The following is a 16,921-nucleotide window of genomic DNA, read 5'->3' as shown; positions in this document are numbered from 1 at the left end:
AGGCACCGGAACATGACTGACGGTAAACGCCCCCTTGCTTTGGTAACCGGCGCCTCCAGCGGCATCGGGTTGGAGCTGGCACGGCAATTCCTAACGAACGGCTTCGACACCGTGATGGTGGCTGACGGCGAGAGCATCCGCGAAGCGGCCCGGAGCTTGGACGGACTCGGCGGGACGCCCATCCCGCTGCAGATCGACCTCGCAGCCAGGCCCGGCTCCGGCGCCTTGCAATCGGCTGTCAGCGCGCTCAGCAGGCCTCTTGAAGCTGTCGCCATCAACGCGGGCATCGGAGTTGGCGGGCCCTTTGTTGAGACGGATCTTTCCGAGGAGTTGCGAACCATCGATCTCAATGTCACTTCCACGGTGGCAGTGGCAAAGTGGGTGGCCCGGGACATGGTGGCACGCGGTGCTGGGAGGATCCTCTTTACGTCCTCCATCATCGCCCGCACGCCGGCGCCCTTCCAGGCGATTTACGGAGCGTCCAAAGCTTTCGTTCAGTCCTTCGCCTGGTCCCTGCGCAACGAGCTCATGGACACCGGCGTCAGCGTCACCATCCTGCTGCCGGGCCCTACGGAAACTCCCTTCTTCGAGAAGGCAGAACTGTTGGACACCAAAGTGGGCACCGATCAGAAAGACGATCCCGCCCAAGTGGCCGAACAGGGATTCAAAGCCCTCATGAAAGGCGAAGGCAATGTCCTGGGCGGATCGCTCAAATCCCGGACCATGGGCCTGGGTTCCAACATCCTGCCTGACGCCTTGGGGGCCGCCTTCGGCCGGCGGCTCAGCGAACCGGGCACGGGCGACGACGACGCCAGGTGACTAGCTGCCGCCGGCCTCCTGCCGGTAGTTGCTGGGAGTAAAGCCCAGATACTTCCGGAAATCATTCGTCAGATGCGCATGATCTGAATAGCCAAGTTCGACGGCGATCGCGGCAAGGTCCGCTGTTGGATTGGACCGGGCAAGCTCGGCAGCATCCTGCAACCTCCGGCGTCTTATGGGGGCGGAGGGACTCAAACCAACGTATTTACCGGCAAGTCTTTGCAGGGTTCTTGGCGACACAGCTAGGCGGGCCGCCACATCGTCCAGAAGGAGCACGTCCCGCTCTGAAGCAATGACGTCCATCATCCGGTTTGCGAGCATGGCTTCCTCGCCAACCTCACATTCCAGGGAAACCAGCCACGCAACAAAGGCTTCCACTGCCCGCTCGCGGCGAGCGCCGTCGTCGTGCGTCTTGCCGCCTTGAATTGCCGTCATGGCTGCTGACACAGCAGTGAGCAACCCCGGCAAAGGAAGCACCACTTCCTGATCGCGGAGGGCTCCCGGGTTGTCGGCGAACAGGGGCACTGCGGCGGGCCGGAGTAATGCGCCCACAGCCCATCCTTGGCCCGTAAGGTCACGGTAAGCGGCCCGGGTTGTAGGCCCGGAGAACTCCACCGCGTCTCCCTGCACCACCAGGTTGGACGTTGGGTAGGCGATCACGTGTTGCCGCGATGACCGGCCGGGTTCGATGTTCCACTCCGGAATCCAGAACCATTGCACCAGGTGGGCTACGGAAGCAGGGGCGGGAAATCGGTGGAAGGTGGGCAGCCTCGCCGGATAGAGGATGCCCTTGAACGAACCTTCCATGGGAGCCTTCCTGGAGGACCAAAAGATGTCGCAAATATCCAAGCGCATCCAGGCAAGGTGCCCGTAGCGTCATAACCATGACAGATATTACAAGCCCAGAGTCCATCACAGCAGCCCACGGCGAGCACACCACCCACGGCATCCCCAACGGCCTGACGAGCCTCACGCCGTTTCTTGCTGTGCCCAACGCCAAGGAAGCAATCGCTTTTTATCGCGATGTGTTCGGAGCCCGGGTTGTGGGCGAGACCGAGATGGGCGGTGTTGTGGTCCATGCCGAACTCGATTTCGGCAACGGCCATCTGCAGCTTGGGGAGCCTAATCCCGAATACCACCTGGTCCCGGCACCCAACGGCGAGGACGATTGCTATTCGCTGGGCCTCTACTGCGCGGATGCGGACGGGTTGGTCAAGAAGGCTGAGCAAGCCGGGGCCACCATCCGCGAGCCACTGTCCACGTTCGTCTCGGGCGACCGCTATGCAAGCATTCGCGATCCCTTTGGTGTGCGCTGGTCCATCATGACGCGCGTTGAGGACCTCTCAGAAGAGGAGAGCAACCGCCGCGTTGACCAGTGGGCGGCGCAGCAGGGCTAACCCCGGCAGCAGGGCCAAGCCCAGCAGGGCTTTAGCTGAGGCAGAGGCAGAACGGGTGCCCGGCCGGATCCAGGAACACCCTGAACGTCTCACCTGGCTGGTGGTCGGCCTTGGTTGCGCCAAGGGAAAGCGCAACTTCCTCACCCTTGTCCAAATCCTCAACAACCATGTCCAGATGCATCTGCTGCGGAAGGGTCTGTCCTGGCCACACCGGCGCTTGGTAGACCTCTACTTGCTGGAAAGAGATGCAGTTGCTGCCATCGGCGGGCCGGATATCAAACCAGTCACCTTTGTCTTCGATCTCCCAACCAAAGAGTTCACCGTAGAAGGCGGCCAGGGCAGCAGCGTCGGGACAATCGATCACAACGCTGGGGAATTTAGCTATAGCCATTTTCTAAACCTCGTCTGCAGTCTTCTTCATCCGTGCCAGGGCGCTCTTGGTGCCCCGCTGGGTGAGGACGTGAACTATGGCACCGACGCCGGCGGACACCACCGCAAAGACCAGCACGCCGGGCAAGGAGTCGTTCAGGTCGGTGCCGTCCTTGGGGGCGGGCTTACCGGTCTTCTTCTCCCAGATGCCTTCCAGCGTCTTGTTTGCAAGCGTTCCAGCCCCAAGGCTCACCGCCAGGCCGAAAAGTTTCACCAGTATGTTCACGAAGATCCTCCATCAGATAGCGCGCCGCTGGGCGACGCCTCAAACAACAATCGCCTCAAACAACAATTGCCTCAAAACAAGGCAGGGCCGCTGCAATCGCAGCGGCCCTGCCTGGATTCTTAGTCCTTCTTGAAGGCATCCTTGAGCTTCTCGCCTGCACCCTTGAGGTCGGCTTTGGTCTGGTCGCCCTTGCCTTCGGCTTCCAGGCGCTCGTTATCGGTCAGCTTGCCGGCAGCTTCCTTAGCCTTGCCGCCCAGCTTCTCGCCAGCGTTCTCCATCTTGTCGTCAGCACCCATGTTTCGTACCTCTTCCTTGTAGTGAACCTGTACCTCTACAACATCACTAATCAGTGTACTTAGCAATATTTGGGAAGAAATTCTCCGGATCTAGAGTTCGCCGAAGCCTTCTTCCACCAATCTGCCCACGTACTGCACGGCCTTCAGGGCATCCTTGCCGTTTGCTTCAACACGCAGCGTGGAACCCTTGCCGGCGGCCAGCGCCATGAGCGCCATGAGCGCCATGATGGACATGCCATCCACACCGTTGACGGTCACCTCCGCGTCCAGACCGGACAGGCCCCCGGCAATTTTCGCCGCAGGCCGGGCGTGCATTCCCAACGGGTTAATGAGCTCAAAATTGCCGCTTGCATCCGGCTCATCCTTGACGTCAGGGACCTCCGGCCCACCCACGCCTGCGGGCACCGTTCCGAACGCCACCGCTTCCGCGGCCTTGCAGACATCGCCGACGGCGGCACCTCCCTGGGCGGCTACGGCGGCAGCCACGAGCCCCTCAACCAGCGGCGCATCGGCCAAGAGAACAGCATCAGGATCACTGGCAAACTCCATTGCCGACTCCGCCGTCATCACCGCCGAACCCAGATCGGTGAGCACCACCACGCCGTCGCCCCCCGAATCAACCAGGGACTGCTCGACGGCGGCCAACACCTTCTCGAGGCTGGTTCCAATCCGCTCGTCGTCCGTTCCACCAGCGGCCACGAGTTCCACGTCCGGGGCCATCTGCGCGGCGAGTTCCACCGCACCCTCAGCGATCTTGCTGCTGTGTGACACCACCACAATCCCCACGGTCATACGGCGTCTGTCCCCGTGTCACTCGTGGAACCGGTAGCAGCCGTTGCGGCCGCGCGAAGCAGCAGCGCCGTTGATGCGGCACCCGGGTCCCGATGTCCTGCACTGCGCTCCCCCAGGTAGCTGGCCCGGCCTTTCCGGGCCACCAACGGGTCGGTGGCAACAGCACCAGTTTCCGCAGCCTCAGCCGCCGCTTCCAGGACGCCAACCGGGTCAGCGCCATCGGCAGCGGCTTGTTGGGCCGCTTCCACCGCCGGGGTCCATGCATCAATCATGGTTTTGTCGCCGGGCTCGGCCTTTCCACGCGCCACCACGCCATCGCGGGCAGCAGCAAGGGCAGCAGCCAGCGCCCCCGAATCGATATCCGTGGCGTCCCCCAGCGACGTCGCCGCCCGCAAATACGCCGTGCCGTAAAGAGGCCCGGCGGCACCGCCCACCTTGGACATCAGTGCCATGGCTGCAGCCTTCAATGCGGCTCCCGGCGTCTCCGGCGGGGTCTCATCGATCTTCTGCAGCACGGCCTGGAAACCACGATCCATGTTTTCGCCGTGGTCAGAGTCGCCGATCGCCCTGTCCAGCTCAATAAGCTCCACCCGGTGTTCACCCATGGCTTTGCCGGAGAGTTTCAGCCAGTCCAGCGCCCAATTAACATCCAGGCCCATGCTTAGGCTCCCCACCGCAGGGCCGCAGTGTGGACAGGAGCGTCCCACAATCTGGTCAGCTCGTCATCGAGGCGCAGTACGGACACGGAGCAGCCTTGCATCTCAAGGGACGTCACGTAATTCCCCACCAGCGAGCGCTCCACGGTGGCACCTCGTTCGGCCAGCACCTGCGCGGCGCGCCGGTACACAATGTACAGCTCACTCTGCGGGGTACCGCCCATGCCGTTGACGAATAACAGCACTTTGTCCCCGGAAGCCAGGGCCAGGTCCTCGAGCACAGGCTCCAAGAGGCGGTCCGTGATGGCATCAGCGTTTTCCATCGGAATCTTGTGCCGGCCCGGTTCGCCGTGGATACCAATGCCGATCTCGATTTCATTTTCTTCGAGTTCAAAACTCGGTGTACCGGCATGCGGCACAGTGCAGCCGGACAGGGCAACGCCCATGGTCCGCACATTGGCCACCACACGCTCGGCGATCGCCGTGACGGCGTCAAGGTCGTCACCGCGCTGGGCGGATGCGCCTGCGATCTTCTCCACAAGGACCGTTCCGCCAACCCCGCGCCTTCCGGCGGTGTACAGCGAGTCTTCCACCGCGACGTCGTCGTTGACCAGAACTGAACGGACGCGCACGCCTTCAGCCTGCGCCATTTCGGCGGCGGTTTCGAAGTTCAGAACATCGCCGGTGTAGTTTTTGACGATATGCACGACGCCGGCGCCTGAGTCCACCGCGACGGTCGCCGGGATGATTTGGTCAGGCGTGGGCGAGGTGAAAACCGCGCCGGGGACTGCTGCGTCCAACATGCCCAGTCCCACGAAGCCCGCGTGCAGGGGCTCATGGCCGCTGCCTCCACCGGAGACAAGGGCAACTTTGCCCGCCACCGGCGCGCCTTTCCGGATGACGTACTTGGGGTCGGGATGGACGTCCACGATCTCGGCATGGGCCATGCCAAAACCTTCAACGGACTCGTCCACCACTGCGCGTGGATCATTAATGAGCTTTTTCATGTGATGCTCCTGGGCATGCTGTGGCTGGTGCTCTGACCCTACTACCGGCGGCTGTGGGCACGGTAGGCCTTGAGGAGCGGTTGTGCATAAATAGCGCAGTCAGCCCTTCACTGAACAACAGAAAGGGACAGCCCCCAATGACCGTCCCTTTCCGGTGTTGCTGTTACCCGGTCCCGCTAATCCTCGGCGGCTTGACCAAATACCGCCTCGGGCTCGTTCCTGGCCTGGTACTCCGGCCAGAAGGCCGAGTACAGATCCGGATTCGAGTGACCCGCATCCCGCCCCGTGGATTCGTGTGGCCATGATCCGTGCGGAATATCGATCTGAAATGCGGAGAAGTCGGGGAACGTGACCCTGTGGTCCATGGTCCGCATCCCCTTCAGCTGTTCAGGACGGCGTCGCCGCCGGCAGTGACAACGTCCTCCAGCAGCACGGTCTGGTCAATGACCGGAAGCCCCACAACGTGCCCAAAGCTGAACATGTTCTTCGGGTCCAATTCCGCTTTGGCTTTCCTGAGGCGTTCGCGTGCGCTGGGCAGCCAAGGCCGTTCCCTGTCTTCAGCGTCCACAAAATGGCCATGCAGATTCACGAACGTCCCCGCGTTCGCTGCCGGGCGGAGGTCTTCGTGGACCGCGCTGAAGACTGTCGGCAAAACATCCAGGACGGGAGGGGCGGCAATGGCACCCATGAAGAAGCTGAACGCAGCGTCGCGCCCACCCACAACGTCTTCGCCGTCAGCACTTTTCGCCAACGCGCCGCCCAGGAGACGAAGCTCCGCCAACAAAACAGGGCTTTCCACACCAGGGCCAAAGTGCCGCAGGAGCGCATCTTCGGCTTGCTCGTCCAGGCGATCCAGCAGGAAACCGTGCTCACGGACCGGTACAGGCTGGTCCGGGTCCTGGTGGATAGTGTCAAATTGGGTGGGGCTCAAAGGTCCCGTGGCATCCATCATGAACGGGGCACAGCTGCGCATTGGCTCCAGGACTTCCGAGGCGGTTGCCGCGTCACCCTGATAGGCGTAGCGGAGATGAATGACGAACTTCCCCCGAAGCGGCTCAGGAATCATGTCCATCTCCGGAAGGCGAAGGAACGCCATGGACGCCGAGGCCTCTACCGGCAGCGATGGCACCCATTCCCGGAATGCCCGCAGGACTTCCGGGGCATAACCGCCGTCGAAGTACATCCCGCCGGCGTAGAGGTCAGCCGCCGGAAACAGGTGGAATTCCATGGCCGTGACGATCCCCAGGTTGCCTTTGCCGCCACGGAGCAGGTGGAACAGCTCCGGGTTCTCGTCTTTGGTTACCCGGCGCTGCGTGCCGTCGGCGGTGACCAGCTCAAAAGCAATCACGTGGTCCGAGGCAAAACCGTACTTGCGGCCCAGAATGGGCAAGCCACCGCCCAGGGTGTAGCCCACCACCCCTACGTCTGTTGTGGAACCGCAGAGCCCCATCAGGCCGAAGGTCGCGGCGAGCTCCACCACGGCCTTCCAGCGGACGCCCGCGCCAACGCGGGCAGTCTTCTCGATGGGATCGATGCTTAGCTCCAGCATCCGGCGGGTGCTGATCAGCAGGCCGCCTTCAATGGCGTTGGTGGCACCGTGGCCGGTGGACTGGACGGAGACGGGGATGCCGCGCTCAGCCGCCCATCGGACGGCCGCGGAAACGTCCTCTGCGTCGAGGGCGCCGAAGGCAAGATCAGGTTGGTGCTGTGTGGAGAGGTTGAAGGCCGCTACTTCGGGAGCAAAACCCGGATCGGCTGGCGTGAACACGGGGCCGTGCACGTTGAGTTGGAGTTCTGAAACATCTGAAAAGGACGCGTGGGACTGCATGATCTTCTCTCAATTGACCGATGGATTGGAAGCTTCCCCAGCAAGCCTCCATCAGTTTATCCATCAAGTGGATATAAGAGAAGGGTTAATAAATCACCCATAATCGGGCAGGGTTGATCGAGCGCCGATCGCGGCACTCGCGGGAGCTCTAAAGCTGCTTGATCATGCGGGTGTTGCCCAGCGTGTTGGGCTTCACGCGGGCGAGGTCCAGGAACTCCGCCACGCCTTCGTCATGCGAGCGCAGCAGCTCGGAGTACACCTGGGGATCCACAGCGGACTGATCCTCCATGACCTCGAATCCGTGGCGCTTGAAGAAGTCCACCTCAAAGGTCAGGCAGAACACCCGGCTCACACCCAGCGCCCGGGCTTCCTCCAGCAGGTTCTCCACCAGAACGTGACCGACGCCCCTGCCACGCCAGGAGTCGGCAGCGGCCAGGGTGCGAATCTCGGCAAGATCCTCCCACATCACGTGGAGGGCACCGCAGCCAATGACTTCGCCGTCGTCAGATTCGGCGATCCGGAATTCCTGGAGGCTCTCGTAGTACGCCACCGTCTCCTTGGCCATGAGAATCCGCTCTTCGGCCAAGGGCGCCACAAGCCTCTTGATAGCCGCCACATCGCTTGTACGGGCAGGGCGGAGGCTGAAGGTCGGATTCACTCCCCCATCCTAACGAGAGGCAGCCAGGTACCGGTTGCTTCAGTACCGCGTATGACGGAGTGCGGGCACGACGGCCGACGACCGGGACATTTGTGTAGCGTGCGTCTAAGCGAGGAACGAGCGAGCACGCGGCAAATGTCCCGGTCGTCGCCCGGAAGGAACCGGCTACACTCCCAGCTCCTCCGGTAAAGCAACGTCCTTGCCGAGCACCTGCCTTGCCAGGAAATGCTCAACCACGCCGTACCAAATCTTTGCGTGCTGCGGCTGCAGGACCCAGTGATTTTCGTCCGGGAAGTACAGGAAACGGTGCGGGCTTTGTCCGTTCTCATCAGCCGGCAGCCCGGATGAGGACAAGAGCTCGTACCAGAGGCGCAAACCCTCCCCGATTGGCACGCGGTAGTCCTTGTCACCGTGGATGACCAACATGGGAGTTTTGATGTTGCCCACGTTCAGGTGCGGCGAGTTTTCCATCGCCATTTCCACGGTCATTTCCTTGAGCCAGTATTGGGCGGCGTCGGTTGTGGGACCGAATTGATCCAAGGCCCACAGGCTGGCGTGGGTGACGATCGCCTTGAAGCGGTCCGTTTGTCCTGCGACCCAGTTGGCCATGTAGCCGCCGAAGGAGCCGCCCATCGCCGCGGTTCGAGATTGATCAATGTCCGGCCGGGCCACCACGGCGTCGGTGATGGCCATCAGGTCGGCGAAGGGCTTCTTTCCCCACTCCCCCCAGCCCCGCTGGATGAATTCCTGTCCGTAACCGGTGGAGAGCGCAGGGTCCGGCAGCAGGACGGCGTACCCCCTGGCCACCAGCAGCCACGGGTTCCAGCGCCACGTCCACGCGTTCCAAGAGCCCAGCGGACCGCCGTGGATCCACAGCAGGAGCGGCGCCGGGTTGGCGGTGGACGCTTCTTCGGGAAGGGCCAGATAGGCGGGCACGCGGGAGCCGTCTTCGGCCGTGGTTTCCACGCGTTCCAGTTTGCCTTTGAAGACAGGCCGCTCCGCCGGAGCCTGCAGGCGGAGGACCTCACCGGATGCGAGATCGATCCGCACAGCTTCGGCGGGGAACTCGTACGAGCTCCGGAGCGCGTACGCGGCGCTTCCGTCAGGCGAAACCACGACGTCGGTGTAGGCGGCCGCGTCGTTCGTCACCCTGGTGACTGAACCGTCAGCGACGTTGACCCGGAAAACCGGCGACGCGCCGTCGTCGTCCGCTGTTGCCAGCACCGCACTGCCGTCCGGGAGCCAGGCCAGCGGGTTGGGCCACCGGTCCCATTGGTGAGCGAGCGGCTCCAGGTCCGTGGTCTCGCCGACGGCGACGTTCAACAGGTGCAGTTTCACTTGCGGCGCTTGATGGGGTGTGGTGTCGCTCTCGCTCTGCACCACCAGCGTCTTGTTGTCCGGGCTCACCGGCCCGGGGAAGTAGCTCATGGCGTCGTGATCCAGCAGCACCTTAACGGTCCCGGTCGCGACGTCGACGGCGGCCAGCACCTCGCGGCTGTCAGCTTTTGCGAGCGCTTTGGTGATGCTGGTGTAGATGGTCTTGCCGTCCGGGCTCACCACTGTTTTGCTTTCACGCAGCGACCCGCCGACGCCGGGCGTCAGGTTGCGGAGCTTGAGCGGCGCTGTGGCGTCCACTGTGGATGGCTTGCCGCCGGGCTCTTCGTCACCTTGCTCCACCGCGAAGATCCGCGGCTCAGCCGGACCAAGGTCGGCGTCCCAGTAACGCACGGGGTAGCCGCTGTGCAGAATGGCCGAGACTTTGTTGTCCTTACGGGCTTTGCGCCGCTCCTCGTCATTCTCCTCGTCCGTAGATCCGGCCAGGACCTCTGCGTTGACGAACGTGGCGTGGGCGTCCTTGGCGGCCATGACGGAAGCGACCCCGCCCGAACGTGAGTGCACTACGCGGGCTTCGCCACCATCCGCAGGCAACATCCATAGAGCGTTCACGGGGTCCGCGTCGGGGCTCTCAGGGTCAGGGCGGGCCGAGGTGAAGTAGAGGTCGCCGTTGGCAGCGAAGACCGCGCCGGCCTCACCTTTGGAACTCCGGGTGATGCGGCGGGCGTGGTTCCGGCCGCTGGGGTCCAGTTCCCAAAGTGCGCTGGCGAACTCTGTCCCTTTGCTGTTCAGCGTAGTCACGGTGGTTACCAGGCGTTTGCCATCCGGGCTGAGGGCGAGGCCACTGACCCTGGGGATGGCCAGGTAGTGGTCAATGTTGTGAAAGGCAGTTTCGGGCTGATCGCCCTTTGCTTGAGTGTCAGCAGAGTCCATGGTCCGATTCAACACTGATTGTGCTGCCGATCACAGAGTGGTTCACTCACAGTGAAACAGTACTTTCACATATTCCCTTTTGCTGGCTGGACCCCACCGCTTTACGGTCCTACTTAATGGAGAGTCTTCGCAGTGCGTCAACCACCGGGACCGTCCCGTCTTCCCGAGCGATTGCAGCCGCCACCTTCGATGCCCGCTGCGCGTACGACGCCGTGCCCACCGTTTCCTTGATCGCGTCACCAAGACGCTCAGGAGTCAGCTTCTTGTGGGGTATCGGCCGGGGCCCCGCCCCGAGCGCCGCTATTCGGGATGCCCAGAGGGGCTGGTCCGTATACACCGGGACACCTACGGCCGGAACGCCCGCCCGGAAGCCGGCCGCCGCAGTACCGGCTCCAGCGTGGTGAACCACTGCCGCCATCTGCGGGAACAGCCACTCATGCGGAACACTCCCGACGCCGATTGCGTCCCCACCCAGTACGGCACCGGCACCCGGCGCTCCCTGGATGACAGCCCGCACCCCGGCACGGCGGGTGGCCTCGAGGATGAACCCGGGATCAACGTGGGCGCTGCTTCCAAAACCAACAAAAACGGGCGCCGGGCCGTCCGCGAGAAAGTCCACCAGGTCCGCCGGGGGTTGCCAATCCGCTTTCATGACAGGCCACCAGTATCCCGCCATCACCAAACCCTCATGCCAATCAACGGGCCTTGGCAGCACCGAGGGGCTGATGCCGTGAAGTATGGTTGCATGCGCCTTGCGACGCCTGCGCTCACCCACCGCGCGGCCCTGCTTGCTCAGGCCCAATTCCTTGCGGATGCGGGCACTCGGAGCGTCATAAGGGGCAGGGCCGGCAGCTGCTCGCTCACCGATGATCTTGTTTCCCAGTGCGCCAAGGCTCCGGGCAGAATTCATCAGAACCGGCGGATAAGCCGCGCTTGGCTCCGTGGGCTGCAAATGTGCGCCGATGGCCGGAATGCCCAGGGCTTCGGCAATGTCATACCCATAGGGCGCCACCGAGTTAGGCATGATCACGTCGGCGCCGGCCTCGGCGGCAGCCAAGGTTCCGGTGGCGGCGTCGTCCATATACTCAGTGAGCTTCCGCCAGAAGGTGAGCATGCCTGCAGATGATGCCTTGCCGCCGGGCGCTGGTTGTCTGATCAGCCCTTCCAGGTCCCCGGGCAGCGGCCTGAACTCGCATCCTGACTCAACAACCACAGGGGCATAGGCGGGATTAGCTGCAATGGCTACCTCGTAGCCCAACCCCTGCAAGCGACTCCCCAGCCCGGCCATAGGAGCAACATCGCCCCGCGTTCCCGGAGCCACCATGAGTACCCGCATATGGCCGCACTCTTCCCTTCCTCTTCCTCGGAGTTTTTGTACAGATAACGCCCTTATGAAGCCACCTTAAGGGCATTACCTGTACAAAAACTCAGCACGAGTCAAAGCAAAAGCCCCGCCCGTTCCTTAGTGTGAACGGGCGGGGCTTTTGTGCTTGTGCGCTTACGCGGTGGGAGCGATCTCCGGGATCCGCGGCTTGGCGTTGCCTTCGAACGTGAACTTGGCGTCGTCACCTTCGCCATCAACGTCCACCACAACGATGTCGCCGGAGTGGAGTTCGCCGAACAGGATCTTCTCGGACAGCTGGTCCTCGATCTCGCGCTGGATGGTGCGGCGCAGCGGCCGGGCACCCATGGCAGGATCGTAACCACGCGTGGCCAGGAGGACCTTGGCAGCGGGCGTGAGCTCGATGCCCATGTCCTTGTCCTTGAGGCGACGCTCCAGACGGGTGACGAACAGGTCCACGATCTCGATGATCTCGTCCTGCGTCAGCTGCGGGAACACCACGACGTCGTCAACACGGTTGAGGAACTCGGGGCGGAAGTGCTGCTTGAGCTCTTCCGTAACCCGGGCACGCATCCGGTTGTAGCCGGTCTGGGTGTCCGTACCGGACTGGAAGCCCGTGGCCACGCTCTTGGAAATATCGCGGGTACCAAGGTTGGTGGTCATGATGATCACGGTGTTCTTGAAGTCCACCACGCGGCCCTGGGAGTCGGTCAGTCGGCCGTCCTCCAGAATCTGCAGCAGCGAGTTGAAGAGGTCCGCGTGGGCCTTTTCCACTTCGTCGAACAGGACCACGGAGAACGGACGCCTGCGGACCTTCTCGGTCAGCTGGCCGCCTTCTTCGTAGCCGACGTAGCCCGGAGGTGCACCGAAGAGACGCGAAACCGTGTGCTTCTCGGAGTACTCGGACATGTCCAGCGTGATGAGGGCATCCTCTTCACCGAACAGGAACTCGGCAAGTGCCTTGGCAAGCTCGGTCTTGCCGACGCCGGTGGGGCCGGCGAAGATGAACGAGCCACCCGGACGCTTGGGGTCCTTCAGGCCTGCACGGGTACGACGGATAGCCTGCGACAGGGCCTTGATGGCCTCGTCCTGACCAACCACGCGCTTGTGCAGTTCGTCTTCCATCTTGAGCAGGCGCGAGGACTCTTCCTCGGTGAGCTTGAAGACCGGGATACCGGTGGAGTTCGCAAGAACTTCAGCGATCAGGTCCTCGTCAACCTCGGAGATGTCGTCCATGCCGCCGGACTTCCACGTGCGCTCCTTCTCTGCGCGTTCGGCAATGAGCTTCTGCTCTTTGTCGCGCAGCGATGCAGCACCCTCGAAGTCCTGGGCGTCGATCGCGGATTCCTTCTCCATCTTCACGTCCGCAATACGCTCGTCCATGGCCTTGAGCTCCGGCGGAGCAGTCATGCGGCGAATACGCAGGCGGGCGCCGGCTTCATCGATGAGGTCGATCGCCTTGTCCGGCAGGAAGCGGTCCGAAATGTAGCGCTCGGCCAGCTGGGCAGCAGAGGCGAGGGCGCCGTCGGTGATCGTCACACGGTGGTGTGCCTCGTAACGGTCACGCAGGCCCTTGAGGATCTCGATCGCGTGGGCAACAGAGGGTTCCTTGACCTGGATCGGCTGGAAGCGGCGCTCAAGAGCGGCGTCCTTCTCAATGTGCTTGCGGTACTCATCCAGCGTGGTGGCACCGATGGTCTGGAGTTCACCACGGGCCAACATGGGCTTGAGGATGGACGCAGCATCAATGGCGCCTTCGGCAGCACCTGCACCAACGAGGGTGTGGATCTCGTCGATGAAGAGGATGATGTCGCCACGGGTGCGGATCTCCTTGAGGACCTTCTTCAGGCGCTCTTCGAAGTCACCGCGGTAGCGGGAACCGGCCACCAGGGAACCGAGGTCAAGCGTGTACAACTGCTTGTCCTTGATGGTCTCCGGGACATCGCCGCGGACGATCGCCTGGGCGAGGCCTTCGACGACGGCAGTCTTACCTACGCCGGGTTCACCGATCAGGACCGGGTTGTTCTTGGTACGGCGGGAGAGGACCTGCATGACGCGTTCCATCTCCTGCTCGCGGCCGATCACGGGATCGAGCTTGTTTTCGCGGGCAGCCTGGGTGAGGTTGCGTCCGAACTGGTCAAGCACCACCGAACCGGCAGGGGTACCTTCAGGCTGGCCCTGGCCGGAGCCGCTGCCTGCGGTCTCCTTGCCCTGGTAGCCGGAGAGCAACTGAATTACCTGCTGGCGGACCCTGTTCAGGTCTGCCCCAAGCTTCACCAGCACCTGCGCGGCCACGCCTTCGCCTTCGCGAATGAGGCCGAGCAGGATGTGCTCAGTACCGATGTAGTTGTGGCCGAGCTGCAGTGCTTCCCGAAGGGAAAGCTCAAGCACCTTCTTGGCGCGCGGCGTGAAGGGGATGTGACCGGACGGGGCTTGCTGGCCCTGGCCGATGATCTCCTGCACCTGCTCACGAACGCCATCGAGCGAAATGCTCAGGGACTCGAGCGCCTTGGCAGCAACGCCTTCACCCTCGTGGATCAGACCCAAGAGGATGTGCTCGGTACCGATGTAATTGTGGTTGAGCATCCTTGCCTCTTCTTGGGCAAGAACGACCACGCGACGGGCACGGTCCGTAAATCTCTCAAACATTTCGCCACACTCCTAGCTACGACGTACTTTGATGCTACGTGCCTGAGAAGCACTTTTGGGGCGTGTTCGCCACAGGGGAAACATGACGTGATTGCGGAATAAATCCGGCTCCAGCCCTTGACCCGGGCCAGCCTGCGGTGGGACCCTGCCGCCTTGCCTGACAGCTCGCGGCCGCGGCCGACCCCGGGCAATTCCCCCACCTCCCGGACCGCAGCTTTGTTGAAACCTTTAGCGGCAGTATTCAACGCTTGCCGGCCGTGATGATTCACAGGTTATTCCAAGCCTTTGGGCCGGACTCCACAAACTTCGGGCTTAAACGCCAATGCCCCGGCAGCGACTGCCGGGGCATTGAAGCGGTGAATCAGGAATTGGCCTTTTGGTACGCTTCCTGAATTTCAGCCTGAATACGTCCGCGGCTGTTGACCGTGTAACCGTTGTCACGGGCCCACTGGCGGATTTGTGCGGAATCTTGGTTACGTGCGGCTGTTGCACGGCCCCGGGTAGCACGCCCGGAAGAAGTCTTCCTGGCCTTTGCGACGTAGGGCTCCAATGCCTTGCGCAGCGAGGCTGCGTTGGCAGTGGACAGATCCATCTCGTAGCTCACGCCATCGAGGCCAAAACGAACAGTTTCGTCCGCAGCCCCTTCATCCAAGTCATCAACGAGGATGATTTTTACTTTCTGTGCCATGAGGTGCCTCTCATTTGGAGGGTTGGATAATCAGAAATTCCCCGGATTCCTTTGATGATTATCGTTCACGGCAAGCATGCACGTCAAAGCGTTATTGGATTCTCTTCCCTTAGCTGAACCCAATTGAGCTATTTAGCTGCCGGGCCCTCTGATGTGGGTCCTGAATTTTTCAAATTCGCTTCGGCCTGGGCCTTGGCTTCGGCCTGCCGTTCCGATTTGTCCGCATTGAAGATCGACTTCATGGCAAACCAGAAGATCAATCCCACCACAATGGATGGCGCCAGGACTGCGATGTACTCCATAATCAGTGACCCTCAGGCTTCAGCAACGGGAAGAGGATGGTTTCGCGGATACCTGCACCGGTGAACAGCATTACCAGGCGGTCAATACCCAGCCCGATACCGCCCATGGGCGGCGCACCGTATTCAAGGGCCCGGAGGAAGTCCTCATCCAACTGCATGGCTTCCTCATCACCGGCAGCGGAGCGGCGGGACTGCTCCGTGAGGCGTTCGCGCTGGATCACCGGATCAATGAGCTCAGAGAACGCCGTACCGCGCTCCATGCCGCCAATAATCAGGTCCCAGGCCTCAATCAGCCGGCCGTCTTCACGGTGCGGGCGGGCCAGCGGCTGGGCGGAGGGCGGGTAGTCATACACAAACGTGGGGTTCAACAACGTGGGTTCCACGATCTCGCCGAACAGCTCCACCACGATCTTCTCGGCGTCCCACTTGGGATCCACCTTGACTTCGTGCTTGGCGGCAATTGCCAGCAGCTCATCCACCGTGGTGTCAGGAGTGATTTCAATTCCCACTGCTTCGGAAATACCCGGGTACACCGAAATCCAAGCCCATTCGCCGTCGAGGTTAATTTCCCCGGCGTCGGTCTGGATGGTGCGTGTTCCCACGACGTCGGCCACATTGAGGATGATTTCCTTCATGCGCTCGGCCATGACGAACTGGTCCGCCCAGGCTTCGTAGCATTCCAACGTGGTGAATTCCGGGCTGTGGGTGGAGTCCACGCCTTCGTTGCGGAACACCCGGCCCATGTCATACACGCGGTCAATGCCACCAACAACGGCGCGCTTGAGGAAAAGCTCAGTGGCGATGCGGAGGGTCATCTTCTGATCGAACGCGTTCATGTGCGTCTCGAACGGACGGGCAGTAGCGCCGCCGTGCACCAGCTGCAGGATGGGAGTTTCCACCTCAACGTAACCGTGGCGGTCCAGGGTATCGCGGACTGAACGGGTAATGGCTGCACGCTTGTACACCATTTCACGGGCTTCGTCGCGGACCATGAGGTCCACATAGCGCTGCCGAACGCGGGTTTCTTCATTCAATTCAGCGTGCAGGACAGGCAACGGGCGCAGGGCCTTGGACGCCATGGACCAGGAGTCGGCCATGACGGACAACTCGCCGCGACGCGAGGAAATGACCTCGCCCTTGATAAAGACGTGGTCGCCGAGGTCAACAAGGGCCTTCCAGTCGGCCAGTGCTTCCTCACCAACGTTGGCCAGGCTCAGCATTGCTTGCAGGCGAACGCCCTTGCCGTCCACGCCGCCCTCCTGGAGCGTTGCAAAGCACAACTTGCCGGTGTTGCGGACGAATACGACGCGTCCGGTGACGCCCACAATCTCGCCGGTGGTTTCGTCGGCTTCCAGATGCGCGTATTTTTCGCGGATTTCGCTCAGGGAATGGGTCCGTTCAACACCCACCGGATAGGCCTCGGTGCCGCGTTCGATCAGCTTGGCGCGCTTCTCCATACGGATGCGCATTTGCTCGCTGGCGTCGATGGGCTCTGCGGAGGTGTTCTGGGCGGGGGTGTTTGCGGAAGTCACAGTCCTTAAGTTTACCGGTGATTACGGGGCTT

At 62.2% G+C, this 16,921-nt stretch carries 18 protein-coding genes; 2 read left to right on the top strand and 16 right to left on the bottom strand.

Annotated elements, in window-relative coordinates; genetic code table 11:
• The first annotated feature begins 12 nt into the window (after positions 1 to 12).
• On the top strand, positions 13 to 819 hold the full coding sequence (locus ABI796_RS00935) for an SDR family oxidoreductase (RefSeq protein WP_141283343.1): 807 nt from the start codon (positions 13 to 15) through the stop codon (positions 817 to 819).
• Here ABI796_RS00935 and ABI796_RS00930 read toward each other — a convergent pair whose 3' ends face one another.
• Positions 820 to 1,626, bottom strand: coding sequence for a helix-turn-helix transcriptional regulator (locus ABI796_RS00930; RefSeq protein WP_141283342.1), 807 nt, complete (start codon positions 1,624 to 1,626; stop codon positions 820 to 822). It abuts the gene before it with no gap.
• 77 nt (positions 1,627 to 1,703) lie between these two features.
• Between ABI796_RS00930 and ABI796_RS00925 the strand changes: the two genes are divergently transcribed.
• Positions 1,704 to 2,216 (top strand): glyoxalase/bleomycin resistance/extradiol dioxygenase family protein, encoded by a 513-nt coding sequence (locus ABI796_RS00925; protein WP_141283341.1) that lies wholly within the window; start codon positions 1,704 to 1,706, stop codon positions 2,214 to 2,216.
• Between the two features lie 31 nt (positions 2,217 to 2,247).
• On the opposite strand, the gene ABI796_RS00920 is transcribed toward ABI796_RS00925, so the two are convergent.
• From ABI796_RS00920 to lysS, 15 genes are all read right to left on the bottom strand, one after another.
• Positions 2,248 to 2,607 (bottom strand): VOC family protein, encoded by a 360-nt coding sequence (locus tag ABI796_RS00920; protein ID WP_141283340.1) that lies wholly within the window; start codon positions 2,605 to 2,607, stop codon positions 2,248 to 2,250.
• A gap of 3 nt (positions 2,608 to 2,610) precedes the next feature.
• The gene (locus ABI796_RS00915; RefSeq protein WP_141283339.1) at positions 2,611 to 2,871 is read right to left on the bottom strand and encodes a DUF4235 domain-containing protein; all 261 of its coding nucleotides are present in this window, start codon (positions 2,869 to 2,871) and stop codon (positions 2,611 to 2,613) included.
• 119 nt (positions 2,872 to 2,990) lie between these two features.
• Positions 2,991 to 3,167, bottom strand: a complete 177-nt coding sequence (locus tag ABI796_RS00910; RefSeq protein ID WP_035760998.1) for a CsbD family protein — start codon at positions 3,165 to 3,167, stop codon at positions 2,991 to 2,993.
• A gap of 90 nt (positions 3,168 to 3,257) precedes the next feature.
• Positions 3,258 to 3,959: a dihydroxyacetone kinase phosphoryl donor subunit DhaM gene (dhaM, locus tag ABI796_RS00905; protein WP_141283338.1), complete on the bottom strand. Its 702-nt coding sequence runs from the start codon at positions 3,957 to 3,959 to the stop codon at positions 3,258 to 3,260.
• Positions 3,956 to 4,618 (bottom strand): dihydroxyacetone kinase subunit DhaL, encoded by a 663-nt coding sequence (gene dhaL / locus ABI796_RS00900; protein ID WP_141283337.1) that lies wholly within the window; start codon positions 4,616 to 4,618, stop codon positions 3,956 to 3,958. The genes dhaM and dhaL overlap by 4 nt, the downstream gene beginning before the upstream one ends.
• A 2-nt stretch (positions 4,619 to 4,620) precedes the next feature.
• The gene (dhaK, locus tag ABI796_RS00895) at positions 4,621 to 5,622 is read right to left on the bottom strand and encodes a dihydroxyacetone kinase subunit DhaK (RefSeq protein ID WP_141283336.1); all 1,002 of its coding nucleotides are present in this window, start codon (positions 5,620 to 5,622) and stop codon (positions 4,621 to 4,623) included.
• A gap of 176 nt (positions 5,623 to 5,798) precedes the next feature.
• The gene (locus ABI796_RS00890; RefSeq protein WP_141283335.1) at positions 5,799 to 5,987 is read right to left on the bottom strand and encodes a hypothetical protein; all 189 of its coding nucleotides are present in this window, start codon (positions 5,985 to 5,987) and stop codon (positions 5,799 to 5,801) included.
• A gap of 14 nt (positions 5,988 to 6,001) precedes the next feature.
• Entirely contained in the window at positions 6,002 to 7,450 is a 1,449-nt protein-coding gene (locus ABI796_RS00885) for an FAD-binding oxidoreductase (RefSeq protein WP_141283334.1), read from the bottom strand.
• Between the two features lie 148 nt (positions 7,451 to 7,598).
• Positions 7,599 to 8,108: an amino-acid N-acetyltransferase gene (locus ABI796_RS00880; RefSeq protein WP_141283333.1), complete on the bottom strand. Its 510-nt coding sequence runs from the start codon at positions 8,106 to 8,108 to the stop codon at positions 7,599 to 7,601.
• 165 nt (positions 8,109 to 8,273) lie between these two features.
• Positions 8,274 to 10,376 (bottom strand): S9 family peptidase, encoded by a 2,103-nt coding sequence (locus tag ABI796_RS00875; RefSeq protein ID WP_174754522.1) that lies wholly within the window; start codon positions 10,374 to 10,376, stop codon positions 8,274 to 8,276.
• A 109-nt stretch (positions 10,377 to 10,485) separates the two neighbouring features.
• Positions 10,486 to 11,712 carry a glycosyltransferase gene (locus tag ABI796_RS00870; RefSeq protein WP_141283331.1) on the bottom strand — a complete coding sequence of 409 codons (1,227 nt, stop codon included), beginning with the start codon at positions 11,710 to 11,712 and terminating at the stop codon, positions 10,486 to 10,488.
• A 162-nt stretch (positions 11,713 to 11,874) separates the two neighbouring features.
• Positions 11,875 to 14,367: an ATP-dependent Clp protease ATP-binding subunit gene (locus tag ABI796_RS00865; protein ID WP_026541632.1), complete on the bottom strand. Its 2,493-nt coding sequence runs from the start codon at positions 14,365 to 14,367 to the stop codon at positions 11,875 to 11,877.
• A gap of 361 nt (positions 14,368 to 14,728) precedes the next feature.
• The gene (locus ABI796_RS00860) at positions 14,729 to 15,055 is read right to left on the bottom strand and encodes a histone-like nucleoid-structuring protein Lsr2 (protein WP_014920382.1); all 327 of its coding nucleotides are present in this window, start codon (positions 15,053 to 15,055) and stop codon (positions 14,729 to 14,731) included.
• 128 nt (positions 15,056 to 15,183) lie between these two features.
• Entirely contained in the window at positions 15,184 to 15,357 is a 174-nt protein-coding gene (locus ABI796_RS00855; protein ID WP_170224906.1) for a hypothetical protein, read from the bottom strand.
• 2 nt (positions 15,358 to 15,359) lie between these two features.
• Entirely contained in the window at positions 15,360 to 16,889 is a 1,530-nt protein-coding gene (lysS, locus tag ABI796_RS00850; protein WP_141283330.1) for a lysine--tRNA ligase, read from the bottom strand.
• Between the last annotated feature and the right edge of the window lie 32 nt (positions 16,890 to 16,921).

The organism is Paenarthrobacter aurescens, assembly GCF_041549525.1.
In the GTDB taxonomy this organism is placed as follows: Bacteria; Actinomycetota; Actinomycetes; order Actinomycetales; family Micrococcaceae; genus Arthrobacter; species Arthrobacter aurescens.
This window is presented reverse-complemented; position numbering and strand designations above follow the sequence as displayed.